25 protein-coding genes are annotated in these 23,096 nt (G+C 43.8%); 14 read left to right on the top strand and 11 right to left on the bottom strand.

Going from position 1 to position 23,096, the window contains the following annotated elements; genetic code table 11:
- Positions 1-41: 41 nt before the first annotated feature.
- On the bottom strand, positions 42-920 hold the full coding sequence (locus tag AC0J2X_RS00635) for a LysR substrate-binding domain-containing protein (RefSeq protein ID WP_014950489.1): 879 nt from the start codon (positions 918-920) through the stop codon (positions 42-44).
- 189 nt (positions 921-1,109) lie between these two features.
- On the opposite strand from AC0J2X_RS00635, the gene AC0J2X_RS00630 reads away from it, so the two are divergent.
- Positions 1,110-2,267, top strand: coding sequence for an S-(hydroxymethyl)glutathione dehydrogenase/class III alcohol dehydrogenase (locus AC0J2X_RS00630; protein WP_069944808.1), 1,158 nt, complete (start codon positions 1,110-1,112; stop codon positions 2,265-2,267).
- 88 nt (positions 2,268-2,355) lie between these two features.
- On the opposite strand, the gene AC0J2X_RS00625 is transcribed toward AC0J2X_RS00630, so the two are convergent.
- The 3 genes from AC0J2X_RS00625 to AC0J2X_RS00615 form a co-directional block, all read right to left on the bottom strand.
- Positions 2,356-2,988, bottom strand: coding sequence for a carbohydrate binding domain-containing protein (locus AC0J2X_RS00625; RefSeq protein WP_039226283.1), 633 nt, complete (start codon positions 2,986-2,988; stop codon positions 2,356-2,358).
- Between the two features lie 96 nt (positions 2,989-3,084).
- Positions 3,085-3,729 carry a response regulator gene (locus tag AC0J2X_RS00620; RefSeq protein ID WP_156078761.1) on the bottom strand — a complete coding sequence of 215 codons (645 nt, stop codon included), beginning with the start codon at positions 3,727-3,729 and terminating at the stop codon, positions 3,085-3,087.
- The gene (locus AC0J2X_RS00615; RefSeq protein ID WP_156078762.1) at positions 3,726-5,024 is read right to left on the bottom strand and encodes a sensor histidine kinase; all 1,299 of its coding nucleotides are present in this window, start codon (positions 5,022-5,024) and stop codon (positions 3,726-3,728) included. Before AC0J2X_RS00615 ends, AC0J2X_RS00620 begins: the two co-directional genes overlap by 4 nt.
- 173 nt (positions 5,025-5,197) lie before the next feature.
- Here AC0J2X_RS00615 and AC0J2X_RS00610 point away from each other — a divergent pair, with 173 nt between their 5' ends.
- The 6 genes from AC0J2X_RS00610 (at position 5,198) to arsB (ending at position 9,770) form a co-directional block, all read left to right on the top strand.
- Entirely contained in the window at positions 5,198-5,965 is a 768-nt protein-coding gene (locus AC0J2X_RS00610; RefSeq protein ID WP_156078763.1) for a hypothetical protein, read from the top strand.
- Between the two features lie 170 nt (positions 5,966-6,135).
- On the top strand, positions 6,136-6,825 hold the full coding sequence (locus AC0J2X_RS00605; protein ID WP_156078764.1) for a protein-tyrosine phosphatase family protein: 690 nt from the start codon (positions 6,136-6,138) through the stop codon (positions 6,823-6,825).
- A 142-nt stretch (positions 6,826-6,967) separates the two neighbouring features.
- Positions 6,968-7,312 (top strand): metalloregulator ArsR/SmtB family transcription factor, encoded by a 345-nt coding sequence (locus AC0J2X_RS00600; RefSeq protein WP_156078765.1) that lies wholly within the window; start codon positions 6,968-6,970, stop codon positions 7,310-7,312.
- Positions 7,313-7,484: 172 nt separating this feature from the next.
- On the top strand, positions 7,485-7,952 hold the full coding sequence (locus AC0J2X_RS00595) for an arsenate reductase ArsC (protein WP_014980113.1): 468 nt from the start codon (positions 7,485-7,487) through the stop codon (positions 7,950-7,952).
- Positions 7,952-8,719 (top strand): arsenical resistance protein ArsH, encoded by a 768-nt coding sequence (gene arsH / locus AC0J2X_RS00590; protein ID WP_039226266.1) that lies wholly within the window; start codon positions 7,952-7,954, stop codon positions 8,717-8,719. The genes AC0J2X_RS00595 and arsH overlap by 1 nt, the downstream gene beginning before the upstream one ends.
- A 22-nt stretch (positions 8,720-8,741) precedes the next feature.
- On the top strand, positions 8,742-9,770 hold the full coding sequence (arsB, locus tag AC0J2X_RS00585) for an ACR3 family arsenite efflux transporter (protein ID WP_014980115.1): 1,029 nt from the start codon (positions 8,742-8,744) through the stop codon (positions 9,768-9,770).
- 105 nt (positions 9,771-9,875) lie between these two features.
- Here arsB and AC0J2X_RS00580 read toward each other — a convergent pair whose 3' ends face one another.
- Entirely contained in the window at positions 9,876-10,274 is a 399-nt protein-coding gene (locus tag AC0J2X_RS00580) for a response regulator (RefSeq protein ID WP_014950500.1), read from the bottom strand.
- 179 nt (positions 10,275-10,453) lie between these two features.
- On the opposite strand from AC0J2X_RS00580, the gene aceK reads away from it, so the two are divergent.
- The 3 genes from aceK (at position 10,454) to AC0J2X_RS00565 (ending at position 14,561) form a co-directional block, all read left to right on the top strand.
- Positions 10,454-12,184, top strand: a complete 1,731-nt coding sequence (aceK, locus tag AC0J2X_RS00575; protein ID WP_049586015.1) for a bifunctional isocitrate dehydrogenase kinase/phosphatase — start codon at positions 10,454-10,456, stop codon at positions 12,182-12,184.
- A 299-nt stretch (positions 12,185-12,483) separates the two neighbouring features.
- Entirely contained in the window at positions 12,484-13,164 is a 681-nt protein-coding gene (locus AC0J2X_RS00570; protein WP_014950502.1) for a response regulator transcription factor, read from the top strand.
- Complete coding sequence (locus AC0J2X_RS00565; RefSeq protein WP_278344335.1) at positions 13,161-14,561, top strand: HAMP domain-containing sensor histidine kinase; 1,401 nt, start codon at positions 13,161-13,163, stop codon at positions 14,559-14,561. Before AC0J2X_RS00570 ends, AC0J2X_RS00565 begins: the two co-directional genes overlap by 4 nt.
- Positions 14,562-14,670: 109 nt before the next feature.
- On the opposite strand, the gene AC0J2X_RS00560 is transcribed toward AC0J2X_RS00565, so the two are convergent.
- From AC0J2X_RS00560 to AC0J2X_RS00550, 3 genes are all read right to left on the bottom strand, one after another.
- Positions 14,671-15,309 carry an RpiB/LacA/LacB family sugar-phosphate isomerase gene (locus tag AC0J2X_RS00560; RefSeq protein ID WP_156078767.1) on the bottom strand — a complete coding sequence of 213 codons (639 nt, stop codon included), beginning with the start codon at positions 15,307-15,309 and terminating at the stop codon, positions 14,671-14,673.
- 213 nt (positions 15,310-15,522) lie between these two features.
- Entirely contained in the window at positions 15,523-16,083 is a 561-nt protein-coding gene (locus AC0J2X_RS00555) for a DUF3833 domain-containing protein (protein WP_101565650.1), read from the bottom strand.
- 60 nt (positions 16,084-16,143) lie between these two features.
- On the bottom strand, positions 16,144-16,800 hold the full coding sequence (locus AC0J2X_RS00550; RefSeq protein WP_472995675.1) for a chalcone isomerase family protein: 657 nt from the start codon (positions 16,798-16,800) through the stop codon (positions 16,144-16,146).
- A 107-nt stretch (positions 16,801-16,907) separates the two neighbouring features.
- Between AC0J2X_RS00550 and AC0J2X_RS00545 the strand changes: the two genes are divergently transcribed.
- Positions 16,908-17,837 (top strand): 1-aminocyclopropane-1-carboxylate deaminase/D-cysteine desulfhydrase, encoded by a 930-nt coding sequence (locus AC0J2X_RS00545; protein WP_278346566.1) that lies wholly within the window; start codon positions 16,908-16,910, stop codon positions 17,835-17,837.
- Between the two features lie 172 nt (positions 17,838-18,009).
- The gene (locus AC0J2X_RS00540) at positions 18,010-18,255 is read left to right on the top strand and encodes a DUF4282 domain-containing protein (RefSeq protein WP_014950508.1); all 246 of its coding nucleotides are present in this window, start codon (positions 18,010-18,012) and stop codon (positions 18,253-18,255) included.
- 68 nt (positions 18,256-18,323) lie between these two features.
- On the opposite strand, the gene add is transcribed toward AC0J2X_RS00540, so the two are convergent.
- From add to AC0J2X_RS00525, 3 genes are all read right to left on the bottom strand, one after another.
- Complete coding sequence (add, locus tag AC0J2X_RS00535; protein WP_278346567.1) at positions 18,324-19,337, bottom strand: adenosine deaminase; 1,014 nt, start codon at positions 19,335-19,337, stop codon at positions 18,324-18,326.
- A 308-nt stretch (positions 19,338-19,645) separates the two neighbouring features.
- A complete protein-coding gene (locus AC0J2X_RS00530) occupies positions 19,646-20,458 on the bottom strand; it encodes a sterol desaturase family protein (protein ID WP_282764916.1) in 813 nt (270 codons plus the stop codon).
- Positions 20,445-20,873, bottom strand: coding sequence for an SRPBCC family protein (locus AC0J2X_RS00525; RefSeq protein WP_069944819.1), 429 nt, complete (start codon positions 20,871-20,873; stop codon positions 20,445-20,447). The genes AC0J2X_RS00530 and AC0J2X_RS00525 overlap by 14 nt, the downstream gene beginning before the upstream one ends.
- A 99-nt stretch (positions 20,874-20,972) precedes the next feature.
- Here AC0J2X_RS00525 and AC0J2X_RS00520 point away from each other — a divergent pair, with 99 nt between their 5' ends.
- Together AC0J2X_RS00520 and AC0J2X_RS00515 are read left to right on the top strand one after the other, a co-directional pair.
- Positions 20,973-22,007, top strand: a complete 1,035-nt coding sequence (locus AC0J2X_RS00520) for an AraC family transcriptional regulator (RefSeq protein WP_231513105.1) — start codon at positions 20,973-20,975, stop codon at positions 22,005-22,007.
- A 471-nt stretch (positions 22,008-22,478) separates the two neighbouring features.
- Complete coding sequence (locus AC0J2X_RS00515; RefSeq protein ID WP_039226244.1) at positions 22,479-22,889, top strand: hypothetical protein; 411 nt, start codon at positions 22,479-22,481, stop codon at positions 22,887-22,889.
- Positions 22,890-23,096 lie beyond the last annotated feature (207 nt).

The following is a 23,096-nucleotide window of genomic DNA, read 5'->3' as shown; positions in this document are numbered from 1 at the left end:
TACAGGCGCTGTATTTCGATCACTATTTTTAAACAAACACATCAGCTGTCTGAGATGAGATGTTGAGCTAAAAAATCCACCAGCAATCTAATTTTAGGTGCAACATTTCGGTTTGAAGGAAATACGGCCCAAATAGCCTCTTGCTTGTCTTTGTACTCGGGAAACAGCTCTATTAGCTGACCAGAGGCTAGCGCTTTACGCACGTAAAAACCGGGTAGCTGTGCAATACCCAAACCAGCAACCGCGGCGCTGCATAGGGCATTCCCGCTGTTATACCGTACTCTTCCCTGTACAGGAATTGATTGAATTTTATTATCGATAAGTAAACGCCAATAGGGTTGTGACCCCACCAGCAACGAGTGCTCTTTTAACTCTTCAATACTTTTGGGTTGACCTTGCTCTTTAAAATAATCCCTACTTCCGCATACAAACAAATGACGTGTAGCCAGCTTTTTTGCAACCAGCGTCGAGTCTTCTAGTTTGCCAATACGAATAGCGAGATCGAGACCAAGCTCCACAATATCGAGTTTTTCATTGGAGAACGTACACTGCACACTAATGCCAGCGTACTTTTGCATAAAGGTATTGAGCAATGGCGCTATGAATGCTTCGCCAAACGCTACGGGAGCGGTAAGTTTAATTAGCCCTTGCGGCGATGCTTGCAGTGCGCTCACCGCTAGCTGGGCATCTTCGAGCGCCTTTAACGCGGGCATTGCCTGCTGAAAATACTGCGTACCCGCTTCAGTAAGCGATACGCTGCGCGTTGTACGCTGTAATAATTTTACGCCCAGCTGCTTTTCAAGTGATGCGACTTTACGGCTTATCTGCGCCACTGACGTATCGAGCTTATTTGCAGCCCCGGTAAAATTGCCAACGTCAGCTACGGCACAAAACTCAGCTATGCCTTCTAGATATTTCATTATCGCCACTCGTTAGTTTAGCGTTGTTCAACAAAGCGCTGGTTTATTTAAGTACATTCTATTTGGCTAAATCAATTATTACAATTATGAAAAAGTGATTTACTAAAACTGTATTTATCAATAGTAATCCGTCTCCTATACTTTGGCCTATAAAACATCATCATTTATTTATGATTAAGGAGTCATTACATGGCGTCATTCAAAGATTCATTGCAGGAAGGACAAACCCACATTAAGTCAAAAGCTGCGGTGGCTTGGGGCCCAGGTGAGCCGTTAAAGATGGAAGAAGTTGATGTAGAGCTTCCTAAAAAGGGCGAAGTGCTTGTACGCATTGTTGCAACTGGTGTGTGCCACACTGACGCATTTACATTATCAGGTGAAGATCCAGAAGGCGTATTCCCTTCAATTTTAGGTCACGAAGGTGGCGGTATTGTTGAAATGGTGGGTGAAGGCGTGACCAGTGTAGAAGTTGGCGATCACGTTATTCCACTTTACACCGCAGAATGTGGCGAGTGTAAGTTTTGTACATCGGGCAAAACCAACCTTTGCCAAGCGGTGCGTGCAACCCAAGGTAAAGGCCTAATGCCAGACGGCACAAGCCGCTTCTCAAAAGATGGTGAGCCAATTTATCATTACATGGGCTGCTCAACATTTTCTGAGTACACAGTTTTGCCCGAAATCTCGCTAGCGAAAGTTAACAAAACCGCCCCATTAGAAGAAGTATGCTTGCTTGGCTGTGGCGTAACCACCGGTATGGGCGCTGTACTTAAAACCGCGAAAGTACAAGAGGGCGATACGGTTGCTATCTTTGGCTTAGGCGGTATTGGTTTATCCGCTATTATCGGTGCACGCATGGCTGGCGCCGGTCGCATTATTGGTATTGATATCAACGAAAGTAAGTTTGACCTAGCAAAACAGCTTGGTGCAACTGACGTGGTAAACCCTCAGAATTTCGATAAGCCTATTCAGGAAGTGATTGTTGAAATGACTGACGGCGGTGTTGACTACTCGTTTGAATGTATCGGCAACGTCAACGTGATGCGTTCTGCACTTGAGTGCTGTCACAAGGGTTGGGGCGAATCTGTGATCATTGGTGTAGCTGGTGCAGGACAAGAAATTTCAACGCGCCCATTCCAGTTAGTGACAGGTCGTGTATGGCGCGGCTCTGCATTTGGCGGTGTTAAAGGTCGTTCAGAGCTGCCAGGTATTGTAGAGCAATACTTAAATGGTGACTTTGGTCTTCAAGAGTTTATCACTCACACCATGGGTCTTGGTGACATTAACAATGCCTTTGATTTAATGCATAAAGGTGAAAGTATCCGCTCTGTTGTGCATATGGATAAATAAGCATTAGAACCAAAGCGCAGATATTTTAGAATAAAAAACAAAGGCCCGCATAAATGCGGGCCTTTTTGTAGTTACCATATGTGTAAATCTATTTGGCTCTCTTGCGTCTTATAAACGCAAAAGCTGAAAGAGGTAGCAAAATAGCCAAGCTCGCTGGCTCACTAACTGAAACACTGGATACACTCGCTAATCTAGGCGCTTCAGTTACCACGATATCATCAACAAAATTGCCATAGGTTCCTGTATTGATGGTAGAAAAACGGATGGTTGTCAGCGCAGTTTGCGCAACAAAATCACCGTAGAATTCAGACCAAGTTTTAATGGCGTGATCGTCAAACACTTGACTGAACAAAATGTTGTCCGTATCGCTGAATATGTCTAGCTGAAAACTTTCACCTTTACCTCGTGCTGCATAAGCAAATGACACATCATAGGTAGCATCTGCTTCAGTAGAGAAGCTTTGAAAAATAAAGTATCGGCCATTATTGCCATTGGCATTAAGCTCAGCATATTGGCTACCATCAAATGCATTTAACCCTTGGAAGTTATCCCATAGCTCCATATTTGTGCCGCTCCACCCATCAACTGTTCCAGCAGTGAAGGCTTTCCAGCTATTACTCTTAATATCGTTGTTCTCAAAGCTACCGTTTAAAATCAAATTGGCGTGAGCTGTCGTGCTCACACCGAAAACTAAAGATAAAACTACTAACCACTTGCTCATGTACTTCTCCGAAATCACACGTGATCCTATGATTGTATTTTACCAAGTGGTCCAACCTGTGTATCTTATTCTTTAGCATGTTGTATAAAAGTATAACTAAATAACCCCCTGCTCTAACGCCTTGAGCACTGCCCTCGTTCTATCTCGTACACCAAGCTTAGCCATGACTGAAGAAACTTGGTTCTTAATGGTGCCTGTTGATTTGAACATCGCATCTGCAATTTCTTTATTACTGTAACCCGCAGCGATCAAACGGAGAATTTCGACTTCTTTCTCAGTAAGTGGCTCTGGATTTTCAAACGACTCAAATTCTACGTTCAGTCCTTTCAAGCCTTGCAACACTTTTTCGGTTACCGCGGGCTGAATCAGCGTTTTACCATTTTTTATTTGTGTAATAGTGTCAACCAGGGTTTCTAGCGATACATCTTTAAGCAGGTACCCTTTTGCACCAGCGCGCATAGCGCCGTTTACCAGCTCGTGATCGTCAAACGTAGTAAGCATTAGCACTGGCGTACTGATCCCTTTATCACTCAGTGCAAGCAAAGTATCGATACCCGATAATTTGGGCATGCGAATATCCATTAATATCACATCACAGTTTAAAGCGTTTTCACTATCAATGAGCTGCTGACCATTTTCGTATTCGCCAACAACTTCAACGCTATCATCAAGCCCTAAAAGTGATTTGATGCCTTCCCTTACCAGCATTTGATCTTCAACTAATATAAGGCGTGTTTTCATTCGCCCTCCGGTATGTGAATTGCGATGCGAAAACCCTGCTCGGTTCGCTGCCAGCTGATAGTTCCATTTAGCTCATGAACCCGTTCCTGCATTCCTTTTAGACCATTGCCAGCCACCACATGACTTGAAGTGTCAGATTCGCTTGATCGCTCTTCCTTTCGAACCCCTTCTGCAAAAGCGCCTTCTGAATGGCTACATGGTGCTTTGTCGAAGAACTGTATGCTACTTGGCTGCTCATCACTGAGTTTCTCATCTGCAGCATGCGGCACCATACTGTCGTGCATTAGTAGGTTGTAAGCGCCGTTGTGTTGCGTCAGTGATAGGGAAAAATAATGCGCCTGTGTATGGCGTATCACGTTAGTTAGCGCCTCCTGCATACTTCGCAAAAGGCAATCGGCAATTCGCACGTTGGTTAACATTAAATTGTCGTCAATGTGCAGATTTACCATCGGCCTAGGCAAATCGTTAATTAGTGCGTTTACCGCTAATGAAAAATCAATAGCCGCATTTTCCCGAATGTCAGAAATCGCTTCTCTAACATCAGAGAGCAAAAGCTTAGCGATACTGTGGGACTGCTCAACGTGTTGCTTTATGGCTTGCGATTCAGTGCTCTCTAATAAATCCGCCTTTCTAGACGCGACTTGAAGGTTGATAGTAAGCGCCGTCAAATGATGCCCTAAAACATCATGAATGTTTCGCGCTATACGCAGGCGTTCATCTTGAGTAAGCGCCTGCTTCATTAGTTGCTGAGTACTTAATAATTGTCTATTGAGCGCGTCAGCTTCTTCACGTGCTTTCGATTCTTTAATGGCCGTGTTTGACATGATCATGGCAAATAAATTGAATGTCCAAAACAGCGCGCCAGTTAAGACAGCTTGCTGCTCTTGCCACACCCACCCTTGGATGAGGATGGTGGGCAAAGCCAATGGTATTGAAAGTACGACGCACTTTTTCCAATTAACATAGTAAGGAAGAATGGCGGACCAAATAACAATGAAGATGGCAAGGTAGGCATAGGGAAGCAAAAACTGGCAAAGTACCGCTAATAGAAACATCGCCCATAACGTTGGCAGCCTTAACGAAGGCATACTGTGGTCATGCCTACTGACAATCACAAAAGTCGCAGCTAGCATACAAAAAATAGCAATGGCGGAGAGGGATCGCCAATGCATGAACGAGTATTGATGATACAAGAAGTAAAGTGCAGAGCCGCTTACAAACATCCACGTAATACATGCAGATGCGCGCTCGATATCGATGCTCACCCGCCAATGAGCAGGGATTGAGATTTTCATTCGTTTCTGACTACCTATATCTTTTCGTTCTTATAGCGTTACTTTGACAAAAAATATAGTTCAATGCATAGGCCAGAAGTCACTTTTTATTTCATGACTTCTGGCACTGTTGTCAATCTCGTGAAGTTATCACTATAAGCCTACAATTTTGTTCATTGCCAAAGGAAAGCAAGATGCAAACAATTCATGGCTTTATAGTAACGCTTCATATTTTAACGGGTGCTCTGTCACTTTTACTGTTTTGGGTGCCTAGTCTTACGAAAAAGGGCGGAAAAGCCCACAAGCAATTTGGTGGTTACTATATAAAAGCAATGCTATTTACGTCTATTAGTGGCGTTGTCAGCTCTACTATGGTGTTGTTTATTCCGCTAGTCATCTACCCAACAATGCCCGAGCACTTTGAGTCTGTTGCTTATTTCACTGCCTACCTTAGAGGCCAATATCTCTTTTTGCTGATGTTGAGCCTATTGGTGTGGAACAACGTAAGGCATTCTGTAGCGGTGCTTAAAGCGAAGCAAAATCTTGAGAAACTGCGTACTATCGAGTATCTGTGGCTACCCGCTTTGCTTACTGTTGTAGCTTCTATTGCATTGTATCAGGGTATTACGTACGGCATCACGCTAACTTGTATCTTTGCCCCTATTGCACTGTTAAATGCCATTGGTATTGCGCGCTATGTTTATCAAAAAGACATCGTTGCAGGTTCGTGGGTAACTGAGCACATTGGGCATATCATTGGCTCTGGCATTGGTGCATATACCGCATTTTTTGCCTTTGGAGGACGCGCATTATTCGAAGGCTCGCCGTCACTACAACTTGTCAGTTGGGTTCTACCTGCCCTTATAGGCGTTCCTTTTTCAATCTGGCTTAGCTGTAAATACAAACCAAAATCATCTGGTCGTAATACGCCTTCTTTAAAACCTAAGGTAGTGAAAAGTTAAACTTAAAAGTGATATATAAACATTCAATTCAGCAGTTGTTATCAATGCCACGGTTAGGGCCTGTTTACATAACGGAGGCATTGCCACTTGGACAACAAGCCATCAAATGTGTAACGTAAGAAATGGCAATAACGCCACCACTAACCAGTGTGAACATCGAGCGCTAAATTATGAAAAAGCACCAATCAGCAGCACTTAAAATATTGAAAGATACACTGTCATTTCAAACGTATAAGCGTAGTCTCGCTGTCAGTGCGGCCTGTATTGGTTTAGGGCTAGGTTTAAGTGCACATGCGAACGCATATCATGAAGACAATTCAACACCGCAAACCAGTGACCAAACGCAAATGAATACCAAACCGACACTTACAACGCTCACCAACTACCAAGAAAACGCGCCATATATGTTCTCTTCGGGCTTACCCGATGCCTCTCACCTTTCTTTACTGAAAGAAAAAGGGGTGACGCACGTTGTAGATTTGATCCCAGGGGATAGAACCAGTGAAATCTTAACTACCTCAGAATTAGGACTCAATTACTTTAATGTGCCCGTGGATTGGGAAGGCCCCACATTAGCCAACTTTTTAAATTACGCAGCGTTTATGCAAACCGTCGATATCAAAGAAGACAAGGTACTCACGCACTGCAAACTGAATTGGCGAGGCGCTGCTTTTACGTATCTATACAGAATTAACGTACTTGGTGAAAATGAACAAGCCGCCCAAAAAGACCTTATGGCTATTTGGCATCCGAATCCAACATGGTTCGCCTTCATGAACGAGGTAATTGCCCACTACAATGAGGTAAACGGTAAAGAAGTAGCGATGTCGTTTGAGGCTGCCGATCCTGAAAACCACTAAATTTCTGGCTTACCGAGAATAATGGCGGTCTAAGACCCTCTCGTCCCTACCAAACACATATGAAATTTCAGATTTATTATTGACACATACGGAATTTCATATACGATACATCGCATACGAAATTTCATATGTGATGTGATTTATGTCGACTTGTTCTGATTCTGCGCAGCTACAGCCTTTAACATTTTTCAAATGCTTGTCGGAAGACACCCGCTTAAAGACGCTGCTTATGCTCTGTGTAAAAGGTGAGCTATGCGTGTGCGACCTTACTGATGCGCTTCAATTAAGCCAGCCCAAAATTTCACGCCATCTCGCTGACTTACGAAAGTGCGGTTTAGTTCTCGATACTCGTAAGGGCAAATGGGTGTATTACCAGCTCCATCCTGACCTACCCACTTGGGCGCTGGAGGTCATTAAGAACACCGCTATTCACAACAATGAATATATTAGCGAGGCGTTAGCGAATTTGTCCTGCGAGAATTGCTAGATTCCAAACTTTCTGAATGGCACAGAGACCGCTGCAAAAATGCACAGCAAAGGTCAAAAGGCCCTGGTGTTAATTGCAGCTTAATACTTCGCCAAGTATCTGTTTTTTTCGAAGTCTTATTCTATTTATTACAGCTACCCACAGTAGCCTCGACCATTAAACAAGGTTTTATATGAAGATTTTATATATTTGTACGCACAACCGTTGCCGCAGCATTCTTTGCGAGGCCATCACTAACGCCTCGAACGGCAATGTAGAAGCGCGCAGCGCGGGCAGCCAGCCTGTCGGTGAAGTACACCCTCTTTCTCTTAAGTACCTTGCAGAGCGCGGGTTCAGTACAGACGGCCTTCAAAGCCAGTCGTGGGATGAATTTGAAGATTACGATGCTGATCTTGTTGTCACGGTTTGTGATTCAGCGGCGGGCGAGTCATGCCCTGTTTATTTCGGTAAATCTCTTAAGGTGCACTGGGGCTTAGAAGACCCGTCTAAGTTAGAAGGTAGCGAACAAGAGAAAGCAGAGGCCTTCAACAACACCATCGATATTATTGAAAAGCGTGTAGCGGCATTAGCAGAACTTGCTGAGAAAAACTTAGATAAAGCAGCGCTTAAAGAGGCACTATCAAAATTAGGAGCCCAGTAATGGGTAACAGTAAATCAATGAGCCAAGATATATCAAGCAACCAAGAAAGCTCAAAGGCACAAAGCCCATCTGATAACGCGGTAATGGCGCAAATGCACAAGCCAATTATGGCTAACTTTGCATCAAGGTTCTCAGACCACAAGCCGCGTATATTGCTACTTTACGGCTCGCTCAGAGAACGCTCGTACAGCCGCCTAGTAATTGAAGAGTCGGCGCGGTTGCTCGAATACTTTGGCGCTGAAGCCAAAATCTTTGACCCTCGTGGATTGCCGCAGCCAGATACTGAAGATGACTCACATCCAAAAGTGAAAGAACTGCGTGAGCTTATGATGTGGTCTGAAGGGCAAATTTGGTGTTCACCAGAGCGCCACGGCAGCATGACTGGCATTATGAAAAGCATGATTGACTGGGTACCGCTTAGCCTTGGCGGCGTGCGACCGACCCAAGGTAAAACGTTGGCGATTATGCAGGTTTCCGGCGGTTCACAATCGTTCAATGCGGTAAACCAAATGCGCATTTTAGGTCGCTGGATGCGCATGCTAACCATCCCTAATCAGTCTTCTGTGGCAAAAGCCTTTCTAGAATTTGAAGACGATGGTCGCATGAAGCCGTCACCTTACTACAACCGCATTGTGGACGTAGTTGAAGAGTTGGTGAAATTTACTTTGCTCACCCGCGACAACAAAGACTTTTTAGTTGACCGCTATTCTGAGCGCGTTGAAAGCGCAGAAGAAGTGAGTAAGCGTGTTAATCAAAAATCGTTGTAAAGTAAGACAAAGGTGAATCAGAATGGGTTTCTTTGAACGTTATTTATCAGTGTGGGTTGGCCTTTGCATTGTTGCAGGGGTGGGCCTAGGCTATGCCATGCCGGGTGTCTTTGCGTCTATTGCGGCGCTTGAATATGCGCACGTAAACCTGATAGTGGCAGTACTTATTTGGCTAATGATTTACCCAATGATGGTACAAATAGACTTTGGCTCAATTAAAGACGTGGGTAAAAAGCCGAAAGGCCTTGTACTGACCTTGGTGATTAACTGGCTGATAAAGCCCTTCACTATGGCACTATTGGGTTGGCTATTTTTTAAGGGCATTTTTGCCGACTGGGTAGATCCGCAAACTGCCACTGAGTACATTGCAGGCATGATCCTACTGGGCGTCGCTCCATGTACAGCGATGGTATTTGTGTGGAGTCACCTTACCAAAGGGGATGCTAACTACACGTTAGTCCAGGTATCAATTAATGACTTGATTATGGTCGTTGCCTTTGCACCGCTTACCGCCATGCTGCTGGGCGTAACAGATATAACCGTACCATGGGATACCCTGCTGCTTTCTGTTGCACTGTATGTTGTATTGCCATTGGTCGCGGGTTATATCACGCGCCGTCACTTGGAAAATAAAGGCAATAACGCACAAGGAAATGGCGCTGTTGACGCATTGGTTAGCAAGTTCAAACCCTTTTCAGTTATCGGCCTGCTACTCACTATTGTTATTTTGTTTGGTCTTCAGGCCGAAACTATTTTATCGCAGCCGCAAGACATCGTGCTTATCGCGATACCGCTACTAATACAAACTTACGGTATTTTTGCCATTGCTTACTTTGCGGCAAAACGTATGAAACTGCCGCATAATGTTGCAGCGCCGGCATGTATGATTGGTACGTCAAACTTTTTTGAATTGGCGGTCGCCGTAGCCATTTCACTATTTGGCTTACACAGCGGCGCGGCACTTGCCACAGTGGTGGGCGTACTGGTTGAGGTACCAGTTATGCTTTCGCTAGTGTGGTTTGCAAACAAAACGCGCCACTGGTTTGACTAAGCGCATATGAAAAAGGGCGAACCACAGTTCGCCCCTTTTTCATCAATTTTTCTCATCAACCTTTATCAACGCTTTTCACAACGCTCTTTATAAGTCGTTAAAATCTTAAACCGCAATCGCTGGTTTGTAAGTATCGGGAAGAATAAAACCGAAGCGCTGCAAAACTGACGTTAGCACGTCCCGCTTTATCGGCTTTTCTATAAAGCCCAGTGCACCTAAAGACATTACTTTTTCTTGCATCATTGGCTGAATATCACCAGACACTACGATAACAAACGTTTCTAGCTGACGGCGTTTTATTTCACTCAACACACTGATGCCACCAAGAACAGGCATGGTCAGGTCCAGTAAAACCAAGTCTATTGTGTGATGAGCCAATACTTCCAACGCGTCCATACCATTTGACACTTCGTAAATAGTTTCAGCAAAGCCATCTGGCAAATTGCTTCTCGCCATTTTTCGCGCCAGCGCCGAGTCATCACAAATAAGAATATTAAAACCCATCAAATACAAACTTATAATTGGTTATTAATCCGCCAACAGAATACATTAAACGAAAGTATAATAAAACAAAAAAGTGTCTGATAATTGGTAACTTAATCGCCATCTGCGCCAAACTTCACTCTTCAAGCTATCTATTTTGTGGTAGATATAGCGAGTAACAAAATAAGGAACACACGACCATGCAAGAGTTAGCTACTAGCCAAGATAAGAGTTTGGTAAGAAAAGTTGCCTATCAAATTTTGTCTCATTTCGATAAGAGTTATCGATGGTTCACCCGCATCACTCGTGGCGCTCAAGAAAGGTTCGAAAAGGGAAATTGGAAAGAAACTCAGCTTGCCTCTAAAGAGCGAATAACCATTTACGAGCAAAGCCTGTCAGACGCTGTCGCCGAAATTTATCAGCTAACTCAAGTACATCAAAAAGACGACGCTTTCTGGCAAGAGCTTAAGAAAGTATTTGCATTACAGCTAGAAGGCCACCCGCAATTTGAGCTAGCCGAAACCTTTTACAACTCTGTAATTGGCCGCTTGTTTAAACATAGAAAAATCGATAACGATATGATGTTTGTCTTGCCCAGCCGCTGTTTCTTACCCGGGCAAGACAGAGACAAAGTGATTAACAGCTTCGACACCACCACCACGGTGCGTGAAATGTACGAGTCAATTTTTAAGATATATCGATACAACATTCCGTTTGAAAACTTCGAGCGAGACCTACAGAACCTTGAAAGCGCGCTTCGCGCTCGGTTGAATAAGGAGCAGCTAGCCAGCGTTCAAGCTGTGGAAATCCTTAAGCCTACGTTTTTTAGAGGAAAAGCCGCTTACCTGATTGGGCGAATTTGCATGCCCGACGAAACGCTGCCGTTTGTTATCGCCATGCGACGCTATAACGAACCCCATATGTTTGTGGATGCGCTGCTAACAGATCGCAAAGACTTAAGCGTTATTTTCGGTTTTGCTCGCAGCTACTTTATGGCTGACACTCAAAATCCTGCGGAAGTTGCCGCCTTTCTTCAAGAGCTTCTCCCCAATAAAAAGCACTTTGAGCTGTATATGGCAATGGGACACTACAAGCACGGTAAAACAGTGTTTTATCGCAACTTCTTGCAGCACATGGACGAGTCAGACGACAAATTTGAGGCGGCCCCTGGCATTCGAGGCCTGGTCATGATGGTTTTTCATCTGCCCTCTTATGGCGTGGTGTTTAAAATTATTAAAGACGAGTTTGCAGAGAGTAAAAAAATCACGCGTGAGCACGTTAAAGAATGCTACAAACTCGTAAAAATGTCAGACCGTGTGGGCCGAATGGCCGACACTCATGAATATGTGAATTTTAGGTTTCCGCTAGACAGAATTGAGCCTGAACTTATTGAAGAATTGAAAGAAACGTGTGCATCGAGCCTAGAATTCACTGAATCTGAACTCATCATTAAACACATGTACATTGAACGGAAAATGACGCCGCTTAATCTGTATCTACAAGAAGAAACAGATGAAGAGAAAATTACCCGTGCATTAGATGAGCTTGGACTGTGCATTAAGCAAATTGCTATGGCCAACATATTTCCTGGCGACATGCTACATAAAAACTTCGGTATTACCCGTCATGGCCGCGTTATTTTCTACGACTATGATGAAATTTGTTTAATGAATGAGCGCAATTTTAGATCCCTGCCGAAATCTGACGATCCTTATGCTATTGATACGCTCTCGGTAGCGCCTAACGACGTATTCCCCGAGCAGTTTGAGCACTTCATTGTAGGTAAACGCAAGTTCAAAGATATACTCAAATCGTTGCACGGTGATTTGATGACCCCTGAATATTGGCACGAAGTTCAGGAAAAATGTGCACGAGGCGATGTTCAACACTTCACGCCTTACAACGCCAGCATGCGTTTTGACAGAGGCTAACTAAGTTAAGTGTTTGATCAAGATGCACGTTGACCGGGGCCCCAGTGTAGTTCAATAGTGTAGAGCAAGCCAAAGCACTGTGCATGCGCCCTCTAGGGCACTAGACACCTGAACAAATTGTCGCTACATGCGAAAAAGCTTAAAAGTGATCGTTTCGTTACTTAACACTCGTAAAAGCATGTGAAAGCGATACTGCTTTGCGACTGCTTGATTTTGCTTGCTGACGATTAATCGCCACATAATGGCGACAGCAACGCCAAACAAGTGTGTGAATGTTGATAAACAAAAGAAGCGTAATAATGAAAGTGCTACTTGTAGAAGATGATCCAAAGGTTGCCTCGCACATTGCAAATGGACTATTGGGTGAAGGGCATGAATGTATTACTGTAGGTGATGGAACATCAGGCTACCAACAGGCGTCAAGTAACGAATTAGACGCCGTAATTCTGGATGTGATGCTGCCCGAACTCGACGGTTTTTCTGTTTTAGAAAAACTTCGCGAAGAAGGCAACACAACGCCCGTTTTATTACTGAGTGCAAAAAGTCAGGTTGAAGACAAGGTCAAAGGCCTTCGCACAGGCGCTAATGATTATTTAACTAAGCCTTTTGCCTTTGAAGAGTTACTTGCTCGCGTTGAAGGCCTTGCAGGTCGTAACAAAGAAGGTGAAGACAAGACGCTGATAAAAGTAGGCGACCTCACTCTAGACTTGGTTAACCGCAAAGTATTGCGTGGCGATCAAGAGATTGACCTGCAGTCTAAAGAATTTCAATTGCTTGAATGCCTGCTCCGTCACAAGGGTAAAGTCGTGACGCGAAGCATGCTGCTTGAGCAGGTTTGGAACTATCATTTCGACCCGCAAACGAATGTGATAGATGTTCACATTAGCCGATTGCGTCAAAAAGTGGATAAGGCGTTTAATGTCCCGCTTATAGAGACTGTGCGAGGCACAGGATATCGAATAGCGGATGGGCTTGCATGATAGCAATACGCGACTTTACGCGTAGTTCAAGTTTTCGCGTAGGCGTATTGCTCACTACTCTAGCTTGTATTGCCATTGTTTTAATTGTTTATTTTTGGCGATTAACGAGCAGCGACTTGTTTATTTCGGAATCGAATGCTGCCGTTAATGCCAAAACAAACGCGCTTATTACTCTCTATGAAAACCTCGGTATTGAGGCGGTTAAGTTAGCGATAGCCAAAGACAATGGCCAACATTCGCCAAATGGCTCAACAATCACCTCAGCGTCCGACCACCTACGTTCATTTGTTGCACTGAGTAAAGATGAACAAGTAGTGGCTGGCAATTTGTCGTCAATTCCCCTTGTTCTTGAGCGCCACAAAAGCGCCAGTTTTGCTACCGCAGAAATAGTTATCACCCGCCCCAATAGCACAACGAGAAAAACGCTGCGCCAAGCACTTATGAGAGAAGTAACCCTTGGCGATCACGTGCTTTACGTTGGTCGTGGCATTGACGATTTATACAGCGCACAGTGGTTTGGTAAAACGTTCAGCTGGATCATTGTGGTGTTGCTTTGTACCTTGAGTGTGCTGAGCTTCGCTATTGCTGTTTACGTGGTTAATCGAATTAACCGCATGTCGCAAACGGCGGATAAAATTATCAAAACGGGAAACTTGCAAGAGCGTTTAGAAATTGACAGTAATTGGGACGACCTGAGCAGTTTGTCATTTGTGTTTAATCAGATGCTCGATACTATCGAGAGTTCAGTCAACAATATAAAGTCAGTGACCGATAGCATCGCCCATGACCTTCGCACTCCGTTATCTCGACTTCGCAACACGCTAGAAAAAATCGAAGACACTCAACTAAGGGAAGATACAACCCAAGAAGCCGACAACCTGTTAAACATGTTTAACAGCTTGTTACGCATAAGTGGGCTTGAAACCACCAATAAGAAAGAAGGCTTTTGTTCCACTGACGTACGCGCCATCGTAGAGGACGTGGTTGACCTTTATCACCCCCTTGCAGAAGAGCGCGACATTACCCTTTCGAGCGAGCTCGTTGCAGTTACAATGCTTGCCGATCCTAACCTGCTATTTCAAGCTGTAGCTAACGTGTTAGACAACGCCATAAAGTACTCTAATGAAAAAAGTGTGGTCACCGTACAGCTCTCTACCACAGCAAGTCATATCGTGATTGCCGTGAACGATGCGGGAATTGGCGTGGGTGAACATGAAATTGTGAATCTGGAGCGCCGATTTTATCGGGCAGACGGCAGTAGAACCAGTAAGGGAAATGGGTTGGGCTTATCGCTCGTGTCTGCCATTGTGAAGTTACACGACGGCCACATTTGGTTTATTCACGACCCGCTAGTTAAAGGGCACGGGTTAGGTGTGGTATTTACGTTTAAGCGTTAAGCTTTGGACTATTGTTTTTGTCGACAAAAAATAAAAAAACGCTGACGCTTTTTTCTTAGCATCAGCGCTTTTATCCTACATTTTCAACGTTGTGATTTGTGCCAGTCGCTTACGCTAACAGCGACTTCACATACGCTTTAATCTCATCATCTTGACCGTGGTCAAATAGACACTGCTGGAAACGCTCGCCAGACACAGCTGTTTTAACCAGCTCAACGTCCATTTTCTTTAGTGAATCAACATAGCTCTCAGGCGCCAACGCACGCTTCAAATCTGCAAGAATACCTGCGTTTCTTACTTGAGGTTCTTTACGTTCAACGGGATAGCCCGCGCCACGCTCGCCTGTTAACGCTTTCTCAAAGATATAACGCGCATTAAGTTCAGCGCCCCATCCAAAGCCTTTTGCAAAAGGTAACGCTAACGCATTTCCATTGTTAACTTGGTTAAACAAAAATGCATCTGAAGGGTCGATACAATAACCGCAAAATACGCCTGGATGAGCATTCAATGACATCATAGCCCCTTGACCCGTACCACAGCCTGAAATCACAAAATCGACAGCTTTCGAGTTGAGTAGAATAGCTCCCATTATGCCTAAGTGCACATAGGTAAGATGGTGATCAGTTTCGCTGTTCATACCCACATTGAATACAGCGTGTCCCAGTGAGTCCGCCACGCTTGTGAGCTCATTTAATATTACCGGATTCTTAGCCGCCTGACTGTTTTCCATCATCAATGCAACTTTCATGAACGCTCCTAAGCAAAGAAAAATAAAGAATTAAACGCTTACATTAGCATGGAACGAAATGCCACCTCACGGGTAATGCCAAAGTAAATGTCGATTAGTTTCAAATGTGAAACGAAAACGGAAATATATAAAGATGGAGGGCCGACGAGTAACAAGTCACTGACCAGTAAATCTACTGGCCAGCATTTTTCAAAAAACGAGGTTAATGGCGTATTAGTCTGTTTGTTTTTGCATAAATATGGTGACTTCTGCCATCACAATACCAAACTTACGAATATACGAACGGTTCATCATAGTACTGTCGTCAAATGCCCAAAACCAATCGTCAAACGTCACTGAATAGCTAGTGTCATCCACCGGCAAATCCATCTCGTAATGAAAGTTAAATGCGTTGCCAAAGCTTGTGCCTTTGGCTGGACCATCAATGTCACTCGCGCGACCCACATAGCTATTATCACTCTGCTTTACGATGGTCCAAGTACGGGACGTTGGACCGTCGCCCACACCGTAATTAAAGGATTCATCAAGGGTTAACGTATCGCCGTCTACTGAACCATCGATGTCTACTACGAACCTTTGCACCACCTCGCCCGAGCGGTTCTGAACAATGCCCCAAGCTTTAACGTTCCCATCAAAAAATTGCTCAATATCGAAAACAGGCGATACAGACCTGTAGTCTTCACCATCGACTGAAACAGAGCATCCGGATAGCCCTGCCACCGTTAAAGCGGCAATTCCGATTCCTAAAACAAACTTCACCGTATTCTTTATCACTTTCGTAACCTTAATCAATTGACGAGATAGACATGGCGTAGTGCTAATAAAGCGTTGCCCTTATCCGTTTCCCAATAACTTCTTTCTAAATTTTGGCTCAGACGTTTTATCGCTTAGCCAGATATCAAAAAAACGCTGTGTAAATGCTTTGTCTTCAATTTCATCAGCCTTTTCACCGTTCACGTAAAACACACTCGTGCCATCTTTCGTAGCAATACCGGTAATGACGTCGCCCTCGCTGACGTCAGGAAAGATACTATTCATTAGGGAAAGCCACTTGTCTGAGTCGTCAGCCGATAGGTCTCCTTGCTTTTTCATTTCATCGATAGAACGCTGGGCAATTTTCTTGCCTTCCAAGTCTCGCTGGTACGTTAACTTTAGTGCAAAGGGGGGCTGGTTTTGGTAAGCGCCATCAGGCGCATAAAGCTCACCGGTATACACATCCCAGAAGTAGTAAGAGAACATTCCTTTTCCAACGAGCTTTGCATTGGGAACATAATTACTGATGTGCTTAACATCTGGCTCTCGCGCAACCGCATTCTTTGACATGATTAGCCCGCTTGTTGATATCGAAACAAAAAGCATGATGGAAAACATCTTCGCAGCCATGCTAGCGCTATACATCGAATATCCCCACACACCACTGGCACTTTCTGGGCGCATTGGTAAGGATTTAGCTCTCAACTGGCGAAATAGGCCATACATTTTGATAACCATAACTATGCTCTTATTAGCGTAATAAACATTACAGGTCTTTTATTGAATTTCTATCTGGTTATACTCTTGCCTTCACACATTTGATCAACTGACACTAGGCTCTCGTTGTGCTTCCCCTTGATGCATTTAAATCGTCATTAACCCTGCCATCACCGCTAATCCCATTTAAGCCAAATTGGGAAGGTGCCAGCAAGGTATCGCTATTTGTTAAGCGTGATGATGCTATTCACCCTGTAATGTCAGGTAATAAATGGCGAAAGCTAAGTCATGCGCTCACCAGCCCGTTGCCAAAAACGATAGTGAGTTTCGGCGGCGGTTTTTCTAACCACCTGCATGCACTAGGCTTTGTTTGTTATAAATTGGGCATTCCTTTTAACGCCGTTATTCGCGGTGACTACAGCGCTGCACCTACACCCATGATTGAGGATTTGAAAAGTTGGGGCACCCGTATCGACTATGTAGACCGAGTCACTTACAAAAAGCGAAACGATAGCGCATATCTACTTCATCTTAAGCAGCAGCAACCTGACGCGATGATCATTCCTGAGGGCGGAAGCCAAGCACAAGCGCTTCAAGGGATAAAGGACATGGTTGATGAAATCGACACAGACTTTGATTTTATTGTCGCTCCTGTCGCTAGTGGAGCCACTTTGGCGGGAATAGTCAGTGCATTAAAAAAACGTAATGAAAATAATGCGAAAGACACTCTCCATCACACTGGTTGCAACGCTGTCGGTGTTGGCGTGCTGAAGGGTGAAGACTACTTAGAAGGATTAGTCGAACAATTTCTTCCAGCCTCGCTTGGGCGATCAAATTGGCATATTGAACACAACTACCACTTCGGTGGTTACGCCAAAGCGCCAAATGAGCTTCAAACCTTCTGCAACGATTTTAATAATACTTTCGATTTTGATATCGAGCCTGTTTATTCCGGCAAAGCCTTTTGGGCAGTTAAAGATATGCTGGCCAAAGGTATGTTTGAAGACGGGTCACGCATTGTTGTACTGCACACAGGCGGCTTGCAAGGCGCAAGATAAAACCCTTTTATAACAGAGTGTTGCGCCCACTACCTTTCGGTGTTACAACTATCCCTGTGAGCTTGCTCACAATTCTTTTAAACACTAAACAACGATAACAACAAGAAGTTTGTCGCAGGATGCGGCATAAACATTAGCGCTTGCTACCTGCAAACTTCATCAAGGAATGATTATGAAAGATATTTTCTTCTTCGACTCAATGTTAACCCCTAAGATTATCACTTTCGTGTACTGGCTATTGCTTTTAGGATCTGTGGTAAGTGGCGTAACAACGATGTTTGTAGGGTACGACGCGAGTTTTGTATACGGCCTATTTATTATCGTGTCTGGCTGTATTGGCGCAAGAATCTGGTGCGAACTGCTTATCGTACTTTTCAAAATTCACAGCAACCTTCAGAAAATTGCTAGTAAAGAATAACGTTACTCCTTGTTAAAGGTGCCGCTCTGCGCAGCACCTTTAATTAAAACGAAATAGTTAAAGCAAAATTACGCTACTGCAACAGTGTCCGTGTAACGTTTCAACGTATCTAAATAATCCATTTTACGCTTTTCAGAAAGCCAACTGGTTTTAAAGCTATTTTCAACAAGCGTGATTAAATCCTCTTTGCTGAATTGCCCTTCTTCTTGTAGGGCAATTAAATTCTCATTCAAGTAGGCTCTGAAATAAGACGGATCGTCTGAATTGATACTCGGCAGCAACCCTTTTTCCAACATTTTTTTCAATTCACAAGAAGTGAGTGATTGAACAACAAATTTGTTTGAAACAGGACAGACCGTTAATCCCAAATTTTTTGATTTTGCAAGCTCGCATAAAGCATCAGATTCGAGAATATTTACACCATGATCAATCCTGTCGACCTTAATATCCTCAATTACTTGACGTATGTGCTCTTGCGTATTGTCTTGGTTAACATCACAGTGCATTGTAAGTTTAAGTCCCCATGAACGCGCTTTTGAGAATACTTCTGCAAACTTTGATGGCGGGTTATTTTTCTCGTCGGAATCGAGCCCGACGCCGACTAACTTGTTGAGGTGGGGCTTAGCTAGCTTCAGATGTTCCATTGCTGATTCAGCCGACATATCTCGCAAGAAGCACAGGATAAGCTGACTTTCTACACCCAATTCAGTGCGCGCATCTTTTTGCGCTGCATGTATTCCGTTAATAACGCTATCGAAACTCACACCTCGAATTGTATGAGCTTGGGGGTCAAAGAAAAGCTCAACATAAACGATGTTCTGTGCTGCGGCTCTCTTAAGGTATGCCATGGTAAGCTGGTAGAAGTCATCCTCTTCTATGAGCACGCTCATACCCGCGTAGTAAATATCGAGGAAAGAAGGTAAATCATAAAAATCATACGCCTTTATCATTTCTTCAGGTGTTTTGGCTTTCAGTGAAACGTTATTTTTCTGCGCTAAGGCAAAACTTAGCTCAGGCTCTAATGTGCCTTCAATATGAACGTGAAGTTCGGCTTTTGGCATATTTTCAATAAACTCTTTCATTTAACTTCCCTATTTCCTTGGCGCTTTTAGCTACTGTAAAAGCTTGGCTAGTATGTTGTTACCAACTGATAAGGTGTTAATCTGCAAAAAGTGCGCCTAAGGAAAGCGAATTCAGTCAGACGCTGTTGGTTGTAATGCAACTCTAGAGGTTGCGGATCCTTGAGTGTGGAAAGTCTATTTAAATGGCATTCCCACTTTGCTTCATCTCGGTCAACAATATGCTTTACTTTGGTGCGTTTCTGCCAATGAATGTGTGCAAATTGAATGAGTTGTAAAAACATAGTTCAGGCGCGCGAGCACCATTACTATCAATCTGCGACAGGATAGCCAAACAACCTCTTTAACTTTGCTTTTATCCCTTTTGCGTGCTGAAGCTGTTCACGAAGCACACCTATTTGACTGAAGTTAGCGCTAAGAGGATTGTCCTCAGGCATTTTTCCTACAATGCCGTACTTTATCGTTATCGTTTTGTCTTCTTTAGCGAAAGTGCCGAATAATTTATCCCATATAATAAGTACGCCACCGTAATTCTTATCAATGTATGGTTTATTCGTTGCGTGATGAATACGGTGATGCGTAGGCGTGTTGAAGATACGCTCTACCCAGCCTAGGTTTCCAATTGTCTGAGTGTGTACGAAAAACTGATAAGCCAGATTGATAGCGACAATTGCAAAAACCAGACTTGGTGAAAAACCAATAAGAATCATTGGTACCCAGAACAGCCACATGCCAACAAAAGGGTACAAAACGCTTTGCCTGAAAGCCGTTGTGAAATTCATTTTTGTCGAGCTGTGATGTACCACATGCGCTAGCCAAAACCAGTGTATGTTGTGTGAAGCACGATGAAACCAGTAGTACAAAAAGTCTTGAAGAATAAAACCTGCAAAAAGTGACAGTGCACTAAGCTCTACTTTAAATAGTGAAAACTGGTGCAACCAAATAAAAAAAGGCATTAGTAGAAGCAATACCAAGGCATCAGAGCCCTGATGAAGTAGTGCAAGTAAGGCATTATTCACACTGTCTTTTACATTGTAAAACTGTCGCGCTCTTTTAAATTCAATAAAGACACAAAGTAGAAATACGGGGCTTAACCCTAGCAAAATAAGTTCAACGGGGATCAAAGCGTGCTCCTAACTTATCTAGACATTGCTCAATATCGTTTTGCAACAGGCGCGTCAGTAACCAGTTTGGTATATACCAGGGCGCCCGACAGGTAATGCGATAAGAAACGTTTGTTGAATTTTCCTGCTGCGTGAACGCAATAACGCCCCTGTGAGCTTTGACTGGAAAGTCATCAACCACTCTATACTCAATGCCGTTGGTATCTGCACGAACAATTTCTTCTTTAAAGCGTACTCCCAGAATAGTGACTTCTCTTACGCAGCCCTTTCCGCCGCTAATCTCATTATCATTTTCTGCTTTCAATACCTTAAACGACGCGTTGAAAAAATCGCTTAAATTCTGGTGATCAAGCAGCGTATCGCGCAGTTCTTTGGGCGTTGCAGCAATATTTTTTTGGTAGTAAACGTTAACCATCTAGGTTATTTCCTTTTTTGACGGCTCCTAGCATAAATTGACATTTTTATTTTATCTTGCGTTAATGCGACAGTGTTTTTGTTATTTTGCGACAAGCATATGCCATCAGTTTCCTCAGCCTATATCCAAAGTACGGTGAGCTATTTAGTTAGCTTAGGCGTTAATGCCGACAATGTTTCGTTAACTACCCAAAAGCATGACTCACTGTCTGGCTCTTCACGTGTTGATATGGATGTATACGTTGAGCTGTTAAACCAAGGGGTCGCATTAACCAACAATTCGTTATTTGGTTTTGAATTAGGTAAACATATTCAGGCGAAAGATTACGGGGTGCTGGGTTACCTTGTTGAAAGCTGCGAAAACTTGGCTCAAGCCATAAATGCGCTTACCCGCTTTGACGCTTTAGTCGCTGACATCGGCACCACTAGCGTGTTTTTCGAACCTGACAATACCCGCGTTGAGTGGGTACCCAAAAGCGCCGATTGCAAGCAGATGGTATTGCGCAACACCACAGCCTGGGTAGCAACCGTCTACAAGATATTAGGTTCTGCCTGTAAACTGAATGCCGTCACCTTTACGTTTCCTTTGAGCGATTCGGAAAAAGCCATGCTAGCGATGTGGTTCAATTGTGAGGTGGTTGATAACGCCAACACCAACGCCATTATTTTTCCTCAGCACCTTTTACATATTTCATTTACCAGCGAGAACAAAGCGATGTTTAGTGCGCTTGTAAAAGTATCCGAAGAAGAACTAATGGCGAGCAAAGGCGGCGACCGTGTTCAATGTGCCAATAGCCAGTTCTACGCCAATCAGCATGAAGACATAAGTCATAGAGTCGTTGCGCTTTTAAAAGCCAATCCAACCTTAAAAGGCTGCGATCAGCAACGCGTAGCCAATGCACTTTTTATCAGTCCGCGCACCTTACAGCGAAAATTGAAGCAAAGTGGCACTAGTTTTCAACAAATTCTCAATAGCGAACGCAAAGCCCGCTTAGATGATTTGCTGAAACATCACTCTATCGCTGATACCGCAGATTTATTGGGGTTTCAGGAACAATCATCATTTACCCACGCCTTTAAAAAGTGGTACTCAACAACACCACTGAAATACCAAAAACAACTTTTAGCGCCTTAAAGCTAATGTCCACTTCCTCATCGCCGAACTATTAAGTCGCGTTGAAGAACAACCGATAAAAAGCAATCGCCCTAGGGGCTGTTGACCTTTGGTGTACGAATTTTGGTCTAAATGGAAGCCTTTTAATCGCGAAACAGTCCTGCAAGCCTAGCGGGCTAAGTTAAAGGACTGTGACAAAGAGTAAAAGGCTTCCATAACGACCCCTTCGGGCAGCGCCTTTGTGCCATCTATACTGCGTTGAACGTTCTCGATTTAGAACCACTAAACCGTCAAACATTCGCCTTGTCTAGATGGCACACAGACCGCTGCCAAATGTACAACAAAGGTCAACAGGCCCTAGGTTAGTCTCTTAATCTTTTAGTATGAAATGGTAATGTTTAGCTATCGCAATGGTGAATATTAAACTAATGTGACGTAGTAAGCGTAGGTATTAGCAAGTGTCCAGCAACGCTAACTCACAGGAGATGCGCTATGATCGACCGTCCAGTTACATTGCCAACGCCATTAAACGTACTCGTGTCGAAGTCACTAAGCTTATGTGAGCTTATGTTACCCGTATGCGATGTGTTTTACCCCTTTGCTGCCATCTATGAAAACGGCCGAGTAGGTTGTATTTTCAACGACGAAACACAAGGTCAAAAGCGAGAGTCACAGCTTATCGAGCAGCTTCAGTGGCGAATTATCGATACCACCACCGACACAAACAGCTACAGCGTATTGGTTTATGCTGCGGCGGTTAATACCCAAGACAGTAAAACCCTCGACGCCATTGCCATAGCCACTGCTACACCAAATCATGAAGAGCGTTTGATTCTTTACCCTTATTACAAAGTTGATGATAAGGTAGTCATATCGCCACCAATTGATACGGTTACCCGCTGAAATTCGAGCGACTTTATATTTTAAACCGAGCAGAATTGCAGACACGTTAGTAATTTTAAAAACGTGTCTGCTTTCGTATCAGCTCAAACTTCTATTGAACGACGTATCTCGGCGTAGACCATAAACGGTCAATAATGAGGCCTTTGAAAGGTAGGCCGCTAGTAGGTGTGCAATACCTTTTACATTCGTTGTTACGATTAAAATTTT

This window comes from Alteromonas sp. R7 (assembly GCF_055755235.1).
Note: the sequence above shows the minus strand (reverse complement) of the source record. Positions and strands in the feature narration are given on the sequence as shown.